This window comes from Ralstonia sp. 22111 (genome assembly GCF_052045895.1).
Taxonomy (GTDB): domain Bacteria; phylum Pseudomonadota; class Gammaproteobacteria; order Burkholderiales; family Burkholderiaceae; genus Ralstonia; species Ralstonia wenshanensis.
Map to the genome: position 1 here is coordinate 52901 of NZ_JBQEPR010000014.1, position 17344 is coordinate 70244.

At 64.4% G+C, this 17344-nt stretch carries 20 protein-coding genes; 14 read left to right on the top strand and 6 right to left on the bottom strand.

Annotation, left to right across the window (positions count from 1 at the left end; translation table 11 throughout):
* The first annotated feature begins 23 nt into the window (after nucleotides 1–23).
* From urtE to ACTJK4_RS24525, 10 genes are all read left to right on the top strand, one after another.
* On the top strand, nucleotides 24–716 hold the full coding sequence (urtE, locus tag ACTJK4_RS24480) for an urea ABC transporter ATP-binding subunit UrtE (RefSeq protein WP_232040447.1): 693 nt from the start codon (nucleotides 24–26) through the stop codon (nucleotides 714–716).
* Nucleotides 717–859: 143 nt separating this feature from the next.
* Nucleotides 860–1747 (top strand): urease accessory protein UreD, encoded by an 888-nt coding sequence (locus ACTJK4_RS24485; RefSeq protein WP_440819151.1) that lies wholly within the window; start codon nucleotides 860–862, stop codon nucleotides 1745–1747.
* Between the two features lie 90 nt (nucleotides 1748–1837).
* The gene (ureA, locus tag ACTJK4_RS24490) at nucleotides 1838–2140 is read left to right on the top strand and encodes an urease subunit gamma (protein ID WP_045206205.1); all 303 of its coding nucleotides are present in this window, start codon (nucleotides 1838–1840) and stop codon (nucleotides 2138–2140) included.
* A gap of 55 nt (nucleotides 2141–2195) precedes the next feature.
* Nucleotides 2196–2813 carry a HupE/UreJ family protein gene (locus ACTJK4_RS24495; protein WP_316879021.1) on the top strand — a complete coding sequence of 206 codons (618 nt, stop codon included), beginning with the start codon at nucleotides 2196–2198 and terminating at the stop codon, nucleotides 2811–2813.
* 11 nt (nucleotides 2814–2824) lie between these two features.
* Entirely contained in the window at nucleotides 2825–3130 is a 306-nt protein-coding gene (locus ACTJK4_RS24500) for an urease subunit beta (protein ID WP_012762288.1), read from the top strand.
* A gap of 22 nt (nucleotides 3131–3152) precedes the next feature.
* Entirely contained in the window at nucleotides 3153–4871 is a 1719-nt protein-coding gene (gene ureC / locus ACTJK4_RS24505) for an urease subunit alpha (protein ID WP_440819152.1), read from the top strand.
* Between the two features lie 946 nt (nucleotides 4872–5817).
* Complete coding sequence (gene ureE / locus ACTJK4_RS24510) at nucleotides 5818–6480, top strand: urease accessory protein UreE (RefSeq protein WP_440819153.1); 663 nt, start codon at nucleotides 5818–5820, stop codon at nucleotides 6478–6480.
* Nucleotides 6473–7162 (top strand): urease accessory protein UreF, encoded by a 690-nt coding sequence (locus ACTJK4_RS24515; protein WP_440819173.1) that lies wholly within the window; start codon nucleotides 6473–6475, stop codon nucleotides 7160–7162. Before ureE ends, ACTJK4_RS24515 begins: the two co-directional genes overlap by 8 nt.
* Nucleotides 7163–7173: 11 nt before the next feature.
* Nucleotides 7174–7800, top strand: coding sequence for an urease accessory protein UreG (gene ureG, locus ACTJK4_RS24520; RefSeq protein WP_009241038.1), 627 nt, complete (start codon nucleotides 7174–7176; stop codon nucleotides 7798–7800).
* Nucleotides 7801–7866: 66 nt separating this feature from the next.
* A complete protein-coding gene (locus tag ACTJK4_RS24525) occupies nucleotides 7867–8169 on the top strand; it encodes a hypothetical protein (RefSeq protein ID WP_232040440.1) in 303 nt (100 codons plus the stop codon).
* Between the two features lie 5 nt (nucleotides 8170–8174).
* Here the strand turns inward: ACTJK4_RS24525 and ACTJK4_RS24530 are convergent, their stop codons facing one another.
* Nucleotides 8175–9053, bottom strand: a complete 879-nt coding sequence (locus ACTJK4_RS24530) for a LysR family transcriptional regulator (protein ID WP_316879025.1) — start codon at nucleotides 9051–9053, stop codon at nucleotides 8175–8177.
* A 97-nt stretch (nucleotides 9054–9150) separates the two neighbouring features.
* Between ACTJK4_RS24530 and ACTJK4_RS24535 the strand changes: the two genes are divergently transcribed.
* Entirely contained in the window at nucleotides 9151–10137 is a 987-nt protein-coding gene (locus ACTJK4_RS24535) for a zinc-binding dehydrogenase (RefSeq protein WP_440819154.1), read from the top strand.
* A 150-nt stretch (nucleotides 10138–10287) separates the two neighbouring features.
* Here ACTJK4_RS24535 and ACTJK4_RS24540 read toward each other — a convergent pair whose 3' ends face one another.
* The 3 genes from ACTJK4_RS24540 to ACTJK4_RS24550 all read right to left on the bottom strand — a co-directional run bounded on the left by ACTJK4_RS24540 (nucleotide 10288) and on the right by ACTJK4_RS24550 (nucleotide 12893).
* Nucleotides 10288–10980 carry a glutathione S-transferase N-terminal domain-containing protein gene (locus ACTJK4_RS24540; RefSeq protein ID WP_440819155.1) on the bottom strand — a complete coding sequence of 231 codons (693 nt, stop codon included), beginning with the start codon at nucleotides 10978–10980 and terminating at the stop codon, nucleotides 10288–10290.
* A 136-nt stretch (nucleotides 10981–11116) separates the two neighbouring features.
* Nucleotides 11117–12379, bottom strand: a complete 1263-nt coding sequence (locus tag ACTJK4_RS24545; protein ID WP_440819156.1) for an acyl-CoA dehydrogenase family protein — start codon at nucleotides 12377–12379, stop codon at nucleotides 11117–11119.
* Between the two features lie 76 nt (nucleotides 12380–12455).
* On the bottom strand, nucleotides 12456–12893 hold the full coding sequence (locus ACTJK4_RS24550) for a PaaI family thioesterase (RefSeq protein WP_440819157.1): 438 nt from the start codon (nucleotides 12891–12893) through the stop codon (nucleotides 12456–12458).
* A gap of 93 nt (nucleotides 12894–12986) precedes the next feature.
* On the opposite strand from ACTJK4_RS24550, the gene ACTJK4_RS24555 reads away from it, so the two are divergent.
* The gene (locus ACTJK4_RS24555) at nucleotides 12987–13931 is read left to right on the top strand and encodes a LysR family transcriptional regulator (RefSeq protein WP_440819158.1); all 945 of its coding nucleotides are present in this window, start codon (nucleotides 12987–12989) and stop codon (nucleotides 13929–13931) included.
* Nucleotides 13932–13983: 52 nt separating this feature from the next.
* On the opposite strand, the gene ACTJK4_RS24560 is transcribed toward ACTJK4_RS24555, so the two are convergent.
* Entirely contained in the window at nucleotides 13984–14979 is a 996-nt protein-coding gene (locus ACTJK4_RS24560; RefSeq protein WP_440819159.1) for a LysR family transcriptional regulator, read from the bottom strand.
* 119 nt (nucleotides 14980–15098) lie between these two features.
* On the opposite strand from ACTJK4_RS24560, the gene ACTJK4_RS24565 reads away from it, so the two are divergent.
* Together ACTJK4_RS24565 and ACTJK4_RS24570 are read left to right on the top strand one after the other, a co-directional pair.
* Nucleotides 15099–15812 carry an SDR family oxidoreductase gene (locus ACTJK4_RS24565; RefSeq protein WP_440819160.1) on the top strand — a complete coding sequence of 238 codons (714 nt, stop codon included), beginning with the start codon at nucleotides 15099–15101 and terminating at the stop codon, nucleotides 15810–15812.
* Nucleotides 15809–16213, top strand: coding sequence for a glyoxalase (locus tag ACTJK4_RS24570; RefSeq protein ID WP_252691194.1), 405 nt, complete (start codon nucleotides 15809–15811; stop codon nucleotides 16211–16213). Before ACTJK4_RS24565 ends, ACTJK4_RS24570 begins: the two co-directional genes overlap by 4 nt.
* A gap of 10 nt (nucleotides 16214–16223) precedes the next feature.
* On the opposite strand, the gene ACTJK4_RS24575 is transcribed toward ACTJK4_RS24570, so the two are convergent.
* Nucleotides 16224–17312, bottom strand: coding sequence for a phosphotransferase (locus tag ACTJK4_RS24575; RefSeq protein ID WP_440819161.1), 1089 nt, complete (start codon nucleotides 17310–17312; stop codon nucleotides 16224–16226).
* Between the last annotated feature and the right edge of the window lie 32 nt (nucleotides 17313–17344).

Sequence of the window (17344 nt, forward strand, 5' to 3'; positions counted from 1 at the left end):
TCAAGGCAAAAGGAAAGAACGCGATGTTGCAGGTCCAACAACTGAACCAGTACTACGGCGGCAGCCACATCCTGCGCAACGTCAGCTTTGACGTCCCCACGGGCAAGCTGACCACGCTGCTTGGCCGCAACGGTGTCGGCAAGACGACGTTGCTCAAATGCCTGATGGGCGTGGTGCCCGCCGCCAGCGGTGCGATCGATTGGGAAGGGCGCACCATCCAGAAGCTGCCCGCGTACGAGCGTGTCTCGCAGGGGCTTGCCTATGTGCCACAGGGGCGCGAGATCTTCCCGCGCCTGACGGTGGAAGAGAACCTGCTGATTGGTGCCGCCGCCAAGCGTGCGCCCTCCAAGGTGCCCGATTCCATCTATGAATTGTTTCCGGTGCTCAAGGAGATGAAGGGGCGACGCGGCGGTGATCTGTCGGGCGGTCAGCAGCAGCAACTTGCCATTGGCCGCGCACTGATGAGCGAACCGCGCCTGCTGATCCTGGACGAGCCGACCGAAGGCATTCAGCCGTCGATCATCCAAGAGATCGGCCGCACCCTGCGCCGGCTGGTGGATGAGTTTGGCATGTCGGTGCTGCTGGTCGAGCAGTACTACGACTTTGCCCGCAGCATTGCCGACCGCTACGTCGTCATGAGCCGTGGCGAGGTGATCGCCCAGGGCGACGGCGCCAACATGGAGGCCGATGGCGTACGCGATCTGGTGGCGGTTTGACGCACAGGTGTCGTGTGAAAAAGTCGGGTGCCAAATGGGCGGCATCTGGCTATGATGGAAAATCTTTCCGTTTGCTTAGGGCGGGGTCCGGTCTGAAGCGCACAGCCGCGTTTCATGTGGGACGCCTCCCGTTTGCATGACCGATGCGCCATCCCGATTTTCCTGTTCCGCCGCAGGCCTCCGCATTTGCATCCTGGGAAGCCTCATTGCACTTGGCGTTTGCGCGGCGCGGTGAGCGCTCCGTGCTGGCGACGTGCCGGCATCAGGGGCCGCTGCGGGTGCAGAAGGCCCTGTATCCGGAAGGTGAGGGTGTCTGCCATGCCGTCATGCTGCATCCGCCCGCAGGCATTGCAGGCGGCGACGTGCTCGATATCGACATCGAACTCGGCGCCGATGCGCATGCCGTGCTGACCACGCCCGGCGCCACCAAGTGGTACAAGTCGCTCGGCCGCACGGCCACGCAGCGCGTTGCCATCCGGGCGGAGGCCGGCGCGCGGCTCGACTGGCTGCCGCAAGAGAACATCGTCTTCAACCAGGCCTGCCCGATCATCGACCTGACTCTCGATCTGGCCCCCGGTGCCACCGCCATCGGCTGGGACACCACCATGCTCGGCCGCCATGCCGCTGGCGAATCGTGGGACGAAGGCCGCATCGCCATGCGCACCGCATTGCGTTGCAACGGCCAGCCGCTATGGATCGAGTCGGCTGCGTTCGATGCGCAATCACCCATGCTGAATGCGACGACGGGCATGGCCGGCTTCCACGTCGTCGGCACGCTGTGGGCCGTGGGCGAGGGCGCCACCGAAGCCCTGGCCGAATCGATGGCCGAGCACCTGCCGTACAACGACGACCTGCGCGCCGGCGTCACCTGCCTCACGCAAGATGCGCCTGGCCTGCCAAACGTTTTGTTGCTGCGCGTGCTCGCACGTCGGCCCGAAGATGCGCGCGCCTTGTTGGCCCAAACGTGGCTGGCACTGCGTGAACCGATGCATGGCGTGGCGGGCCGTCCGCTGCGCCTATGGGCGACATGACGGCCACATGACGGCGACATGATGGCGACGTGACCTCGCATCGCCCGATCTGAACTGAATTGAATTGACCCTCACCGAAGAGAGCCCCTCGTGGAACTGACCCCGCGCGAAAAAGACAAGCTGCTGATCTTCACCGCCGCCTTGCTGGCCGAGCGCCGCAAGGGCCGCGGCCTCAAGCTCAACTACCCGGAAGCCGTTGCCTTCATCAGCGCGGCCATCATGGAAGGCGCGCGTGACGGCAAGACCGTCGCCGAGCTGATGCACTACGGCACCACGCTCCTCACCCGCAATGACGTGATGGACGGCGTGGCCGAGATGATTCCCGACATCCAGGTCGAAGCCACGTTTCCGGACGGCACGAAGCTCGTCACCGTCCACCACCCGATCGTTTGAATTTTGAATTTTGAAATTTGAAGCCCGTACGCCACCCACCACTACGAGCCCTGCCATGACGCCTACCCTGTCTCGCTTCGTCCGGCCCGCTGCGGCCATTGCGCTCACGTTTGGCGCGTCCATCGCGTTTGCCCACCCGGGGCATCCGGGCCACACCGCTGAGGGCAGCCTGCTTGCCGGGTTCCTGCATCCGCTCACGGGCGCAGACCATCTGCTGGCGATGGTGGCCGTGGGCGTGTGGAGCGCACTGGCCTCGCGCTCGGTGCGTGATGCGCTGTGGGCGCCGGTCGCCTTTGTTGCGCTGATGATCCTGGGCGCGCTGCTCGGCGCGGGTGGCGTGGCGGTGCCGATGGCGGAGCCGATGATCGCTGCGTCGCTGCTCGTGTTCGGCCTGCTGATTGCCGCTCGCGCCCAACTGCCGGCATGGGGTGGTGCGTTGCTGTGCGGCACGTTCGCGCTGTTCCACGGCTATGCACACGGCACGGAATTCCCCGCAGGCGCGCAGGCCATGTTCCCGACCTTCGTGGGCGGCTTTGCCGTGGCGACTGCGTTGCTGCATACCGCCGGTATCGGCGCGGGCTTTGCGCTGAAGCCGCGTCTGGCATGGCTGGCGCGGCTGTCGGGTGTGGGCGTGGCGCTGTACGGTGCCGGCCTGCTGGCGGCGGCCGTCTGAAGGGGCGCGAGATGATCCCCGGAGAACTCCTGCCGCAAGACGGCGATCTCGAACTCAATGCAGGCCGCGCGACGGTCACGGTCACGGTGGCCAACACCGGTGATCGCCCCGTGCAGATCGGCTCGCATTACCACTTCTATGAAGTGAATGACGCGCTGCGCTTTGACCGCGAAGCTGCGCGCGGCTATCGGCTGAACATCGCCGCCGGCACCGCCGTGCGCTTCGAGCCGGGGCAGGAGCGCACGGTCGAACTCGTGGCGCTGGCCGGTGACCGCGTGGTCTACGGCTTTGCAGGCCGCGTGATGGGCAAGCTGTGAAGTTGACGCAGAAGGAACGGACATGACACTCAAGATCGATCGCCGCGCCTACGCGGAAATGTTCGGCCCCACCACGGGCGACCGCGTCCGCCTGGCCGACACCGACCTCATCGTCGAAGTCGAACGCGACTTCACCATCTACGGCGAAGAAGTGAAATTCGGCGGCGGCAAGGTCATCCGCGACGGCATGGGCCAGAGCCAGCGCGAGTCGAAAGACTGTGCCGACACCGTCATCACCAACGCGCTGATCATCGACCACTGGGGCATCGTCAAGGCCGACATCGGCCTGAAGCACGGCCGCATCTCGGCGATCGGCAAGGCGGGCAACCCCGACATCCAGCCCGGCGTGACCATCGTCATCGGCCCCGGCACGGAGATCATCGCGGGCGAGGGCATGATCGTCACCGCCGGCGGAGTCGACTCGCACATCCACTTCATCTGCCCGCAGCAGATCGACGAAGCGCTCAACAGCGGCGTGACGACGATGATCGGTGGCGGCACCGGCCCCGCCACCGGCACCTACGCCACCACCTGCACGCCGGGCCCGTGGTACATGCAGCGCATGCTGCAGGCCGCTGATGCGTATCCGATGAACATCGGCTTCCTGGGCAAGGGCAACGGCAGCCTGCCCGGCGCGCTGCGCGAGCAGATCGACGCAGGCGCCATCGGCCTGAAGCTGCACGAAGACTGGGGCTCCACGCCCGCCGCCATCGATTGCTGCCTGGGTGTGGCCGACGACACCGACACGCAGGTCGCCATCCACACCGATACGTTGAACGAATCGGGCTTTGTCGAGGCCACCGTCGCCGCATTCAAGGGCCGCACGATCCACACGTATCACACCGAAGGCGCGGGCGGCGGGCATGCACCCGACATCATCCGTGTGTGCGGTGAATCAAACGTGCTGCCTTCGTCCACCAACCCGACGCGGCCGTTCACCGTCAACACGCTGGACGAGCACCTCGACATGCTGATGGTGTGCCATCACCTGGATGCGTCCATTGCCGAAGACATCGCCTTTGCCGAAAGCCGCATCCGCCGCGAGACCATTGCCGCCGAAGACATCCTGCACGACCTGGGTGCGTTCTCGATGATCTCCAGCGATTCGCAAGCCATGGGCCGCGTGGGCGAAGTCGTACTGCGTACGTGGCAGACCGCACACAAGATGAAGGTGCAGCGCGGCAAGCTCGCCGGTGACCCGAACGACGCGCGCGGCGGGCATGACAACTTCCGCGTGAAGCGCTACGTGGCCAAGTACACGATCAACCCCGCGCTCACGCACGGCATTGCGCACGAAGTGGGCTCGGTTGAAGTCGGCAAGTGGGCTGACCTCGTATTGTGGAAGCCCGCGTTCTTTGGCGTGAAGCCGAGCCTGATCCTGAAGGGCGGGATGATTGCTTCTGCGGCGATGGGCGATGCGAATGCGTCGATCCCGACGCCGCAGCCGGTGCACTATCGGCCGATGTTTGGATCGGCGGGTGGGGCGCTGGGGCGCACTTCATTGACGTTCCTGTCGCAGTCCGCTGCTGCTGCCGGCGTGGCGGAGCAGTATGGGTTGGCCAAGACCACGGCGGTGGTCAAGGGCACGCGTAGTGTGAGCAAGGCGGACATGATTCATAACGACTGGCGGCCGGATATTTCTGTTGACCCGGAGACGTATCAGGTGGTGGCGGATGGGACGGTGCTGACTTGTGAGCCGGCGGAGGTGTTGCCGATGGCGCAGAGGTACTTTTTGTTTTGAGTTTTGGGATGGGCTCTTGTGGTGCATCCCTTTTTCGTACCCTGCCGGGCACGACCTACTTTTCTTTGTCTTGCCAAAGAAAAGTAGGCAAAAGAAAGGCGCGCCCGAGATGGCGACTTCCCCTTGAATTTCTGTAACCGGGCGGGGAAGGAGGCAAACTCGCTGCGCTCAGACAGGCCTCCTTCCTTTTTCCGCCCGCTTACAGAAATTCAAGGCGCCATCTAGGGCAGGTAAGTCAACGGCCACACCGGCGGGGAACTGAGGTGGGCGCCGGGGCTCGGCGAGTGCAAGAGCAAGAGCAAGAGCAAGAGCAAGAGCAAGAGCAAGAGCAAGAGCAAGAGCAAGAGCAAGAGCAAGAGCAAGCGCGTGCGACGGTTCTGATCGGACAACGAAGTAGCGCGCAGGCAGAAGAGTGTGTGCTTTACCCCTGCCCTAGATGGCGCCTTGAATTTCCGTAAGCGGGCGGAAAAAAGACGGGAAACTGTCTGAGCGAAGCGAGTTTTTCCCGTCTCCGCCCGGTTACGAAAATTCAAGGAAGGGGTCGCCGTCTCGGGCGCGCCTTTCTTTGCTTACTTTCTTTGGCAAGACAAAGAAAGTGAGTCGCCCCCGGCAGGGGGTGAAATAAGGGATGCGCTGCCGCGCAGAGATCAAAACTCCACGCTTGGAGATCAGAACTCGACACTTGAAGTTCCGAACCCGATGCGTGGCGTCTTAGAACTCAACGCTTGGAGTTCAGAACGCGACGCTTGAGGTTCCGAACTCAACGTTTGAAGTTCAGAACCCGACATTTGGAGTTTCGAACGCCACGCTTGAAGTTCCGAACCCGGTGCTTGCAGTTCAGAACTCGACGCTTGGAGTTCAGAACTCGATGCTTGCAGTTCAGAACTCAGCGCGTGGAGTTCAGAACTTCGAGCTTCATAGTTGGATGACGAATTAGGTCTTAAAGATGCTTTCCATCAACAAACACCTCCCCGCACCACATGGCCTGGCCTCCGTGCTGGTCAAGCGCGCGCCCAAGCTGGTGCTGCCATTCCTGCAGCGCAGCCGCAGCCGCCTGCGTGCCACCGTCGACGATGGCCGTGAAGTGGCCGTCGTGCTGCCGCGCGGTACCGTCATGCGCGGTGGCGATGTGCTGGTCGCTGAAGACGGCACGCTGGTGGAAGTGCTGGCCGCGCCGGAGCAGGTCCTGCGCGTCAGCAGCGACAACCGACTTGCGCTGATGCGCGCTGCCTACCACCTCGGCAATCGCCACACGCCCGTACAGGTCAGTGCCGATGCGCTGCAGCTCGAAGCCGATCCGGTGCTCGAAGACATGCTGGTCCGCCTGGGCGTGACCGTCGCGCATGTGGAAGCACCGTTCGAGCCCGAGGCGGGCGCCTATGGTGGCGGCCATCGTCACGGCCACGATGCGACGTTCGAAGAGGACTACGCAGCCGCGCAGGCGCTGTACCACGAGCATCACGGGCAAGATCACGGTCACTCGCATGATCATGACCATGGGCACGCGCATAGCCACGATCACGCGCATGGGCACGACCACGGTCACGGTCACGACGACGGCCATGTCCACGGGCCCGGCTGCGGCCATCACCACCATCACCATGACTAACGCCGCGCAGCTCACTGCCTTGCTGCATCTCGCGTCGCCGGCGCTGCCGGTGGGCGCGTTCAGCTATTCGCAGGGCCTGGAGGCAGCGGTAGACGTGCGGCACGTGGTGGATGAAGCGTCGGCTGCGGCGTGGATTGCCGAGGGGCTCGACGTGCTCGCCGCGTGCGAGGCGCCCCTGTGGCTGCTGCAGTTTGCCGACTGGCAGGCAGGCCGCTTCGATGCCGTGGCCGAGCGCGATGCGTGGTTCCTTGCCACCCGCGAGACGCGCGAGCTGCGGCTCGAAACGTCTCAGATGGGCTGGTCGCTCAATCGCCTCATCCAGCAGATGGGGTGGGGCGACGACGCACTGCGCAGCGCATTGGCCGCGCGCGCTTCAGTGACGTTTCCAACGGCCTTTGCCGCTGCGGCTGCCGCGCTGAGTGTCGACCCGCACGACGGCGTGACGGCGTACTGCTTTGCGTGGGTGGAAAACCAGATGGCGGCGGCAGTGAAGGCCGTGCCGCTGGGGCAGGCTGCGGGGCAACGCATTCTCTTTGGCCTGCACGCCGCGGTGGCGCGTGCGGTGGAAGAGGCTACGCGCCGTGCGGCCTGTCATCCACCTGAACTGTCTACGTTTTCGCCTGGGCTGGGCGTGTTGTCTGCCCGGCATGAAACGCAATACTCACGACTCTTTCGATCCTGAACCTGATCATCATGCGAACCAAGAAACTTCCTGCCCTGCGCGTTGGCGTGGGCGGCCCCGTGGGCTCCGGCAAGACCACGCTGCTCGAAATGCTCTGCAAGGCCATGCGCGAGCGTTACGACCTCGTGGCGATCACCAACGACATCTACACGAAGGAAGATCAGCGCCTGCTGACCATCTCCGGCGCGCTGCCTGCTGAACGCATCATGGGTGTCGAGACGGGGGGCTGCCCGCACACCGCCATCCGCGAAGATGCGTCGATCAACCTCGAAGCGGTCGACCGCATGCTCTCCAAATTTCCGGATGCGGATGTGGTCTTCATCGAGTCGGGCGGTGACAACCTCGCGGCTACGTTCAGCCCCGAGCTGTCGGACCTGACGATTTACGTGATCGATGTGGCGGGCGGCGAGAAGATCCCCCGCAAGGGCGGCCCGGGCATCACCAAGTCGGACCTGCTCATCATCAACAAGACGGACCTGGCGCCGTATGTCGGAGCGTCGCTGGAGGTGATGGAGAGCGACACGCGCAAGATGCGCGGCGACCGACCGTTCGTGATGTGCAATCTGCGGGCGCAGGGTGGGTTGGATGAGGTGATCCGCTTCATTGAGAAGCAGGGGATGCTGACGGCGGCTGCCTGAAGGAGCGGCACTCGCGGGGGCCGCACTGAGTCAAAAATACTGACGCGTGTGGAGCGGAGGCGGGTGATGAAGACGATCCATGCTGCAGTGCTGACGACGGCGGTCTTGGGTGCAGTTGCCTGCGCGCCCACCATCGTCGGGCCGTATTACACGATGGATGTGCGGCTGGCCGATGGGAAACCCGTGCGGTGTGCGGTGAATCAACCGGTGCATCTGCCCAGTCCGCCGCCGGAACCCCTGACGGTGCGCGAGCGTAACGAAGCCGAGGTGCTGGCCACGCAGCCGCTGCGGTTGCAGACCGGGCCGCGGGCGCCGTATCCGACGGTCTACACCGCGCCGGATGTGCAGTGCTTTGCGTTGCCTCGGTAGGGCGTTCAGGCGTCTTCTGTCAGGGTGTGCCAGAGCGCCTGCGCCACCGGCCCGACGGGGCGCGCACGCAATCGCGCGGCAACAATGTCGAGTTTGGATCGCTTGAAGTGTCTACCCTCCAATGACACGAGCTTGCCGCTGCGCAGCTCCTTTTCGATCAGGTGCAACGGCATGTGGCCCCAACCCATGCCCTGCACGATCAACTCCTTCTTGGTGTGCTGGTCAGCGACCGTCCAGTTGGGCGCGTCCTTGATGACAAAGTAGTCACGCTGCGGCTGTTGTGCCGTATCACGAATCACCACCTGAACATAGGCCTGCATCTGCTCGGGTGTGAGGTTGCGCATGGAAGGCGCGGTCACGTAGCCGGGTGCAGCCACTGGCACGAGCACCACCTTCGTGAGGTCTGTCCACTCGAAGCGTGGGTCGCTTTTGTCCACGTGGTGAATGATCAGGTCGGCCTCTTCGGCAAGCAGGCGCTCCCAGGGGCCGCCGATCACTTCGAAATGCAGGTGCAGCCGCGTTTGCGGCCATGCGTTGAAGAAGCGCTTCAGACGCCGGAGCGTCTCGGCCGTCGGAGTGAGGTCTCCCACAATCACGCGCAAGTCTGTCTCTTCGCCTTGGCTCAGCTGCCGGCACAACGTATCCAGCGCCGCGGCTTGGCGGAGCACGGCGGCCGATTGATGGCGGAACGCTTCGCCTGCTGCTGTGAGCCTCACACGGTATTCACTGCGGTCAAGCAGGGGCACGCCCAGCCGTTGCTCCAGTTGCTTGATGGCAGCATGCACGGCCGAATGCGTGCGATGCAGCTTGTCCGCAGCCGCCTGGAAGCTGCCTTCGGTAACCACCGCTTCAAGACAGGCGAGTTCGTGCAGAGAGAAATCCATTGTTAGCTCGATTGACGAAGAATGGCGGAATTATTCAATTTCTTTTGACTGCCTGAAAACCTAGCCTAGCACCTCCCAATACAAAAAAGGAGCAGGCATGAAAGTGATCGTGCGGCAGCAATACGGCGGGCCGGAGCAGCTTTGCGTTACCGAGGTGCCAGACCCGGTTGCCGGCAAAGACGAGGTGCTGGTGCGCGTCAGGGCGTTTGGCATCAACCGCGCGGAGCAGTACTTCCGGCAAGGTCACTGGGGCGACGTGGCAGCGATTTCCGGCATCGAATGTGCTGGTGAAGTGGTGCGTGACCCGAGCGGAAAGTTGCAGCCCGGACAGCGTGTGTTCGCCCTGATGGGTGGCATGGGGCGTTCGCGCAGCGGGAGCTATGCGGAATTGGTGGCCGTGCCCGCCGTCAATGTCGTGCCCATCCGCAGCGCGCTTGGCTGGAGTGAGTTGGCTGCCATTCCCGAGTCGTACGCCACGGCGTGGAGCTGCCTGTTCGATAACCTGGCCCTGCGGCGCGGCGACACGGTCATGGTGCGTGGTGCCACTTCGGCGCTGGGCTTGGCGGCTCTCAACCTGGCGGCATACACACAGGCTCGCGTGGTGGCGACCGTGCGCCACGCGGGCCGGGCATCCGTTGCCAAGGAGAACGGTGCGGATGTCGTCCTGGTCGAGGGAGACGGCGTGGGCGACGCGCTGCGCGAACTAGCACCAACCGGCATCGATGCCGTGCTGGACCTGGTCGGCACCGGCACCGTGCTGGAGTCGCTGCGGCTGACCCGTCGCGGCGGGCGCGTCTGCGTGGCCGGCTTTCTCGGTGGGCATGCGCCGATCGAACAGTTTGATCCGCTACAGCATCTGCCCAGCGGGCGGCACCTGAGTTTCTTCGGCAGCGCGTTCGTCTATGGCACGCCGGAGTACCCGCTCACGGACATTCCGTTCCAACGCATCGTCGATCTGGTCGAGGCCGGCGTGCTGCGCGCCAGGCCGGCGCAGGTGTTTGCCTTTGACGACATCCAGAGCGCGCATCGCATGCTCGATGCCGGTACGGCCGGCGGAAAGATGGTGGTGGAAGGCGCCTGCTGATGCATCGCGCTTGGCTCTAGGCTGAACGCTTTGCGCTGCCCAGGCACCCGGGCGGCATAGCGGCAGGAATCCGCTGCTATCCGGCAACGAGGGCTTCCAAAGGAAAAAGGCCGCATCACGCGGCCTGTTCCCCGGTGCGAAGACGCGCAATCAGCGCCGCTCGTACTGTGTCGCGCCGAAGAGAATTTCCTTCGCCTTGTCGTCCTGCACAGCCGGCCGTTCCTTGGCCAGCACCTTCACCGCGCGCTGCACCGCCGGGCGTTCTTCAATGGCCTCAAACCAGCGCTGCAGCTTGGGGTAATCCGACAGCTCGATCCCCTGGTTCCTCCAGCTGCGCAGCCACGGCCACGTCGCAATGTCAGCGATGGAGTAGTCCGCGCCACCGAGGAACTTCGATTCGGACAGGCGCTTGTCGATCACGCCGTACAGGCGCTTGGCTTCGTTCGTGTAGCGGTTGATGGCGTATTCGATCTTCTCGGGCGCGTAGATGCGGAAGTGGTGCGCCTGGCCGAGCATCGGCCCGACGCCGCCCATCTGGAACATCACCCATTGCAGTACTTCGTATTTGCCGCGCACGTCGTCGGGCATGAACTTGCCCGTCTTGCCGGCGAGGTACAGCAGGATCGCGCCCGATTCGAACAGCGAGATGGGTTTGCCGTCCGGGCCGTCGGGGTCGACGATGGCCGGGATTTTGTTGTTAGGGCTGATCTTGAGGAAGTCGGGTTTGAACTGGTCGCCTGCGCCGATGTTGATGGCGTGAACGCGGTAGGGCAGCCCGCATTCTTCCAGCATGATGTGCACCTTGTGCCCGTTGGGCGTGGCCCAGCTATAGACGTCGATCATGACTTGCGTGCTCCTGAGCAGGAAAGAGGGGAGAGCCGGTCATTCAAGCACAGAACGTCAAAACGCGCTGACGGCCCGCGCGGGCAAAAAAAACCCCGCTTAACGCGGGGGCAAGGAGTGATCGTTGTAGCCAGCGTCATGCGCCGCGCGTGACTGGCATGTCTGCCACATCGGCGAGCTTGTGCAGGTGCTTGGCCAGCTCCAGCTTGGCGATGGCCGCGCGGTGCACTTCGTCCGGGCCGTCGGCCAGGCGCAGCGTGCGCTGGTGCGCGTAGGCCGACGCCAGCGGGAAATCACCCGACACGCCGCCGCCGCCGTGTGCCTGGATCGCCCAGTCGACGATCTGGCAGGCGATGTTCGGGGCCACGACCTTGATCATCGCGATCTCGGCCTTGGCGACCTTGTTGCCGACGGTGTCCATCATGTACGCGGCTTTGAGCGTCAGCAGGCGGGCCTGCTCGATCATGCAGCGGGCTTCGGCAATGCGCTCGTGCCAGACGCTGTGCTGCGCGATGGCCTTGCCGAACGCAACGCGCGACGACAGTCGCTTGCACATCAGCTCCAGCGCGCGCTCGGCCACGCCGATGCTGCGCATGCAGTGGTGGATACGGCCCGGGCCGAGGCGGCCCTGCGCGATCTCGAAGCCGCGGCCTTCGCCCAGCAGGATGTTGCCCACCGGCACGCGCACGTTTTTGAGGTCGACTTCCATGTGGCCGTGCGGCGCATCGTCGTAACCGAACACCGACAGCGGACGCATGACGGTGATGCCCGGCGCATTGGCCGGCACCACGATCATCGATTGCTGCTCGTGGCGGCCGGCATCGGGGTTGGTCTTGCCCATGACGATGTAGACGGCGCAGCGCGGGTCGCCAGCGCCCGACGACCACCACTTGCGGCCGTTGATGACGTATTCGTCGCCCTGACGCTCGATGCGGCATTCGATGTTGGTGGCGTCCGACGAGGCCACGGCCGGCTCGGTCATCAGGAAGGCAGAGCGGATCTCACCGCGCAGCAGCGGCTCCAGCCAGCGGTCTTTCAGCTCTTCAGAAGCGTAGCGCTCCAGCGTTTCCATGTTGCCGGTGTCGGGCGCGGAGCAGTTGAACACTTCCGGTGCCCAGGGCACGCGGCCCATGATCTCGCACAGCGGTGCGTATTCGAGGTTCGACAGCCCTTCGGGCGCGCGCGGCGAACGCGGCAGGAACAGGTTCCACAGCCCGGCCTTGCGCGCCAGCGGTTTGAGTTCTTCGATGACCTTGGTGGGAATCCACGCGTTGCCGGCACGGCGGTTGGCTTCGATTTCCTCGTGGAAGCGGTGCTCGTTCGGGTAGATGTGCTGGTCGAAGAATTCGAGCAGGCGTGCCTGCATTTCCTTGACCTTGGGCGTGTAATCGAAATTCATGGTGTCTCCTCAGTACATCGAACAAGCGCCTCGAACGGGCAACCATCAACTCAGTTCAGACCGGCTCGGCCATCCGTCAAATACGTCCGCCGAGCACGGCAAATACGGCACTCGCGCGCGCAATCAACCGGTCGCCGCGATGGAAGAGCGCCTGCGCAAAGGCCAGCCTGCTGCCCGTGCGCAATCCCTCCGGGGTGATCTCAATCCAGTCGCCTTCTCCGGCAGAGGCGATGAAATCCACCGTCAGGCTGGCGGTCGACATGGCCAGCGCGCCGCCGGTGCCTTCGCCGGGCTCGGCCAGGCAATAACCGAGCGCCGCATCTGCCAGCGATGCCACCACGCCACCGTGCAGGATGCCGCGTCGATTCAGGTGGTGATGCTGCACGTGGAACCCCATCGCCATCGACGCGCCCATCCCCTTGGCATACACCGGCCCCAGCATCGTCAGGAAAGGGCTCGGCTTGTTCAGCAGAACAAAGCCCGGGGGAACGGCGAGATCGGGGGATGTGGTCATGGCGCGTGGCGCAACTCCCAAGTGGTGTCCGCAGAATAAGCCTTCGCCTACAATAAGAGAAATGAATTTAGTAGATTACGGTCCATCAATACCATGCATATATCCCGGGTCGACCTGAACCTGTTTGTCGTCTTCGACGCCATCTATACGGAAGGTGGGATCACGGCGGCCGCGCGCACGCTCAACCTGACGCAACCCGCCGTGAGCCACGCGCTCGGGCGGTTGCGCGAGCTGTTTGACGACCCGCTGTTCGAGCGCCGTGGGCAAGGCATGGTGCCGACGCCGCTGGCGCGCACGCTCATCGCCGAGGTGCGCAGCGCACTGCAGGGCTTCGAGCGCACGTTGCGCGAAGGCACGCGCTTCGACCCCGCCACGAGCGAGCGCCGCTTCACGTTGTCGATGCGCGATGCGCTGGAAGCCACGTTGCTGCCGCCGCTCATGGCGGCCATCGCCAAGGAAGCGCCGCGCATCGACGTGACGACCGTGCGCGGAGACCGCCGCCAGCTCGAAACCGAGTTGCTGGCAGGCACCATTGATGCGGCTGCGGACATTCTGCTGCCGGCATCTCCGGCCATTCGGCATGCGCCGCTGCTGACCGACCCGATGGTGGTGCTGGCGCGCCCGGGCCACCCCATTGCAAACGCGCCGTTGACGCTGGAGCGCTATCTGGCGTGCGAGCACGTGCATGTGTCGTCCCGGCGCCGCGGGGCGGGGCTGGAAGATGTGGAACTGCGCCGGCTCGGCCATGAGCGGCGCGTGCGACTGCGTTGCCAGCATTACCCGGCCGCCTGCCGCGTGGTGAGCTGCACGGACCTGCTCGCCACGTTGCCGATCCGCTATGCGCGCATCGCCAATGAACCGTATGGCAACGTGATGTTGCCGCTGCCGTTCAACGTGCAGCCGCTTGAGCTGTACCTGTACTGGCACACCAACAGCGACCAGGATGCCGCCAGCCGCTGGCTGCGGGACCACGTATTCGCCGCGATGGCAGAGGTGGCCCTGGACGACGCCGTGGCGGCATTCGCCGACGGGCAGTGACGAACGCCAAGGCGGACGCAATCAGCGCCGCCGCTACAACCAACAAGCACGCCTACGTATTCGCGGCGACGGCCGATTTGGCTTTGGTCGATTTGGTCGACTTGACCAATTTGGGCGATGTCGTTGCCGCCGTTGCCGACGAGAACGGGTAACGCGCGCTGAACTCCGCGAAGCGCGCGGCAAGAAAGTCTGCGCAGGCCGTCAGCCGTGCTGGTCGATGGCGGCGCGCAAGGGCGACAAGCTGCAGCGGCGTGGGTGCATGGCTCCATGCCGGCAATGCCACCTCCAGCCGGCCGGCGCTTACGTCTTGCGCGACATCCAGCCACGACTTGAAGGCCAGGCCGCGCCCGGCGATCGCCCAGTCGCGCACCACGGCGCCGTCGTCGCATTGGAAATCACCGCGCACGTCGATCGGGGCAGGGCCGCTGGCGTGCGTGAGTTGCCAGCGCGTGACGGGCTCGCCGTTGCGCAGCAGAATCAGGCAGCGGTGGTCGGCGAGGTCGCTCGGGTGTGCGGGCCGGCCATGCTGCTTGAAGTACGACGGCGCACCCACGATCACGCGTGGATGCGACGCCAACGGCCGCCGCACGAGCGCCGAATCCTGCAGATGCCCGTAGCGCAGCGCGAAGTCGAGGTCTTCGCGCATCAGATCGGCAAGGCGGTCACCGAGCACCAGCGTGATGCGCACGCCGGGGTGCTCATCGCAGAACGCGTCGAGCCATGGGCGCAAGATGTGTCGCCCCAGGTCTGATGTGGCTGCAATGCGGATGGGGCCAGACAGCTCGGTGCGATCCTGCCCCAGGCTTTCTGCACCTTCGTCCAGCGCCTCAAGCGCCTGTCTTGCATACCCCAGATAGCGCTGACCGGCTTCGGTCGGCCGCATGCTGCGCGTGGTGCGCTCGAACAGGCGTGCGCCGAGTTCGGTCTCCACGCGCTTGAGCGCCGCGCTGGCGGTGGCGGGCAGCCAGCCGAGCTGGCGCGCAGCGGCGGAAAGGTTGCCGGCATCAGCAATGCGCACCAGCAGGCGGAGGTCGTCGAGGGCGATCATTGTCAAAGCAGATTTGGAGAATCATCAAAGCATAGCCAGATTATCTTGCTTTTGTTTGATGAAAGAATGGCCCCAATCGATTGACGGTTTTTTCTTTCTCTTCTCAAAGGAGCATTGGCATGACTTCAAAAACTCTGCAGGACAAGTCGGTGGTGGTGTTGGGCGGCACGGCCGGTATTGGCCAGGCGGTGGCACGCGCGGCGGCAGCCGAGGGCGCGCGCGTGACGGTGCTGGGGCGCTCGGCCAAAGCGGCGGACGGTGTGCATGGCATTGCCGTTGATGCGAACGACACGGCATCGCTGGCGGGCGCGCTGGCGCAGGCGGCCCAGTTGTCGCCCAGCGGCAAGATCGATCACCTTGTCATCACCATCGGTTCGCGCACGAGCCCGCCGCCGTTTGCTTCGCTGCAGCGTGCCGACCTTGAGCAGGCCTTCGGCACCAAGTTGTTTGCCGCGCTGATGGCGGTGCAGGCCGCATTACCGCACCTGGCCGAACGCGCATCGATTACGCTCACCTCTGGCCTGCTTTCTCGCAAGGCGACCGCGACCGGCTTGCTGCGTGGCTCGATCAATGCTGCAGTGGAAGCCGCCGCCAAGAATCTGGCGAAGGAACTCGCACCGCGCCGTGTCAACGTGATCAGCCCTGGCGTGGTCGATACGGAAGTGTGGGGCGCGCCAGCCGATCGGCAGGCCATGCTCGCGCGCATCGGCAGCGGCTTGCCGGTCGGCCGTGTCGGCACGCCGGAAGACCTCGCCCAAGGCTACCTGCTGGCCATGACCAACGGTTTCATGACCGGCGCCATCATCGACATTGAAGGAGGCGGTTTGCTATGACACCTGACAGCGATTGGACCTTCGACCACGTGAACTTTCACGTGGCAGGAGATGCGCCCATCCTGAAATTCTTCGCCGATGTGCTGGGCTGGAAACCGGGGCCGCGTCCGGCGTTCCCGTTTCCCGGCACGTGGCTGTACCAGAACGACGATGCGCTGGTCCACCTCGTGACGCAGGAGGGCGACACGCCGGAACTGGTGTTCTCGCATATCGCGTTTCGCACCGGGAAGGACGCGGCCGATGTGCTGGCCGCCGTGCGCGAAAGCGGCGTGCCGCACCAGGTAAGAAAACACCCCGCGCGGCCTGCCGCACAGATCTTCGTGCAGTTGCCGGGCGGGGTGGTGCTGGAGCTGGAGGCGCCAATGTCCGGTCCGCTGGACGCAGCGCGCGAGTACGAGTAATGCCGCAGCGTCAGGCGCCTGCCTGCTGGGCGTATTTCCAGCCCAGTTCGGCCATCGGGCGGGCGCGTTTGCCTGCCTCCAGAGCCTGCGCCGAAGACGCCGTGCCATCCACCACGCGCTTCATGATCCCCTGCAGGATGCCGGCAATGCGGAACATGTTGTAGGCAAGGTAGAAGTTCCAGTCGCCCGTGATGCGGCGGCCGGTGCGTTCTTCGTATTGGCGGATGTACTCGGCTTCTGTGGGGATGCCGAGTGCGGCAAAGTCCAGACCCGCGACGCCGCGGAACTGCCCCGGCTCGATGTGCCAGCTCATGCAGTGGTAGCTGAAATCGGCGAGCGGGTGGCCGAGCGTCGACAGCTCCCAATCCAGGATGGCGAGCACACGTGGCTCGGTCGGGTGGAAGATCAGGTTGTCGAGCCGGTAGTCGCCGTGAACGATGCTGGTGATTTCTTCGGCTTCCTGCGGCACGTGCTTGGGCAGCCATTCGATCAGGTTGTCCATGGCCGGAATCGACTCGGTTTCCGACAGCTTGTACTGCTTGCTCCAGCGCTCGATCTGGCGCGCGAAATAGTTGCCGGGTTTGCCGTAGTCGGCCAGGCCGATGGCTGCGTAGTCGACCGTGTGCAATGCAGAGATGACGCGGTTCATTTCGTCATAGATGGCAGTGCGCTCGGCAGGCTCCATGCCAGGCAGCGCCTGATCCCACAGCACGCGGCCCTGCACGAATTCCATGATGTAGAAGGCGCGGCCGATCACGGCTTCGTCTTCGCACAGTGCGACCATTTTCGCGACCGGGACGTCGGTTTTCGCCAGTGCATCCATCACCCGGTATTCGCGTTCGATGGCGTGTGCGGACGGCAGCAGCTTCGCCTTCGGGCCGGGCTTGGCGCGCATTACGTAGGTGCGCGACGGCGTGATCAGCTTGAACGTCGGGTTCGACTGACCGCCCTTGAACTGCTCCACCGTGAGCGGGCCTGCAAAGCCTTCAACGTGTTCGCGCATCCACGCCTCGAGCGCGCCGATGTCGAACTTTTGCTGATCCGCTACCGGGCGCGTGCCCTCGAAGGCCGAGAAATCCTGCTGGTCCGTCTGTGCCATGGGTGTGTCTCCGAATCTTGTTGTGTATCGAG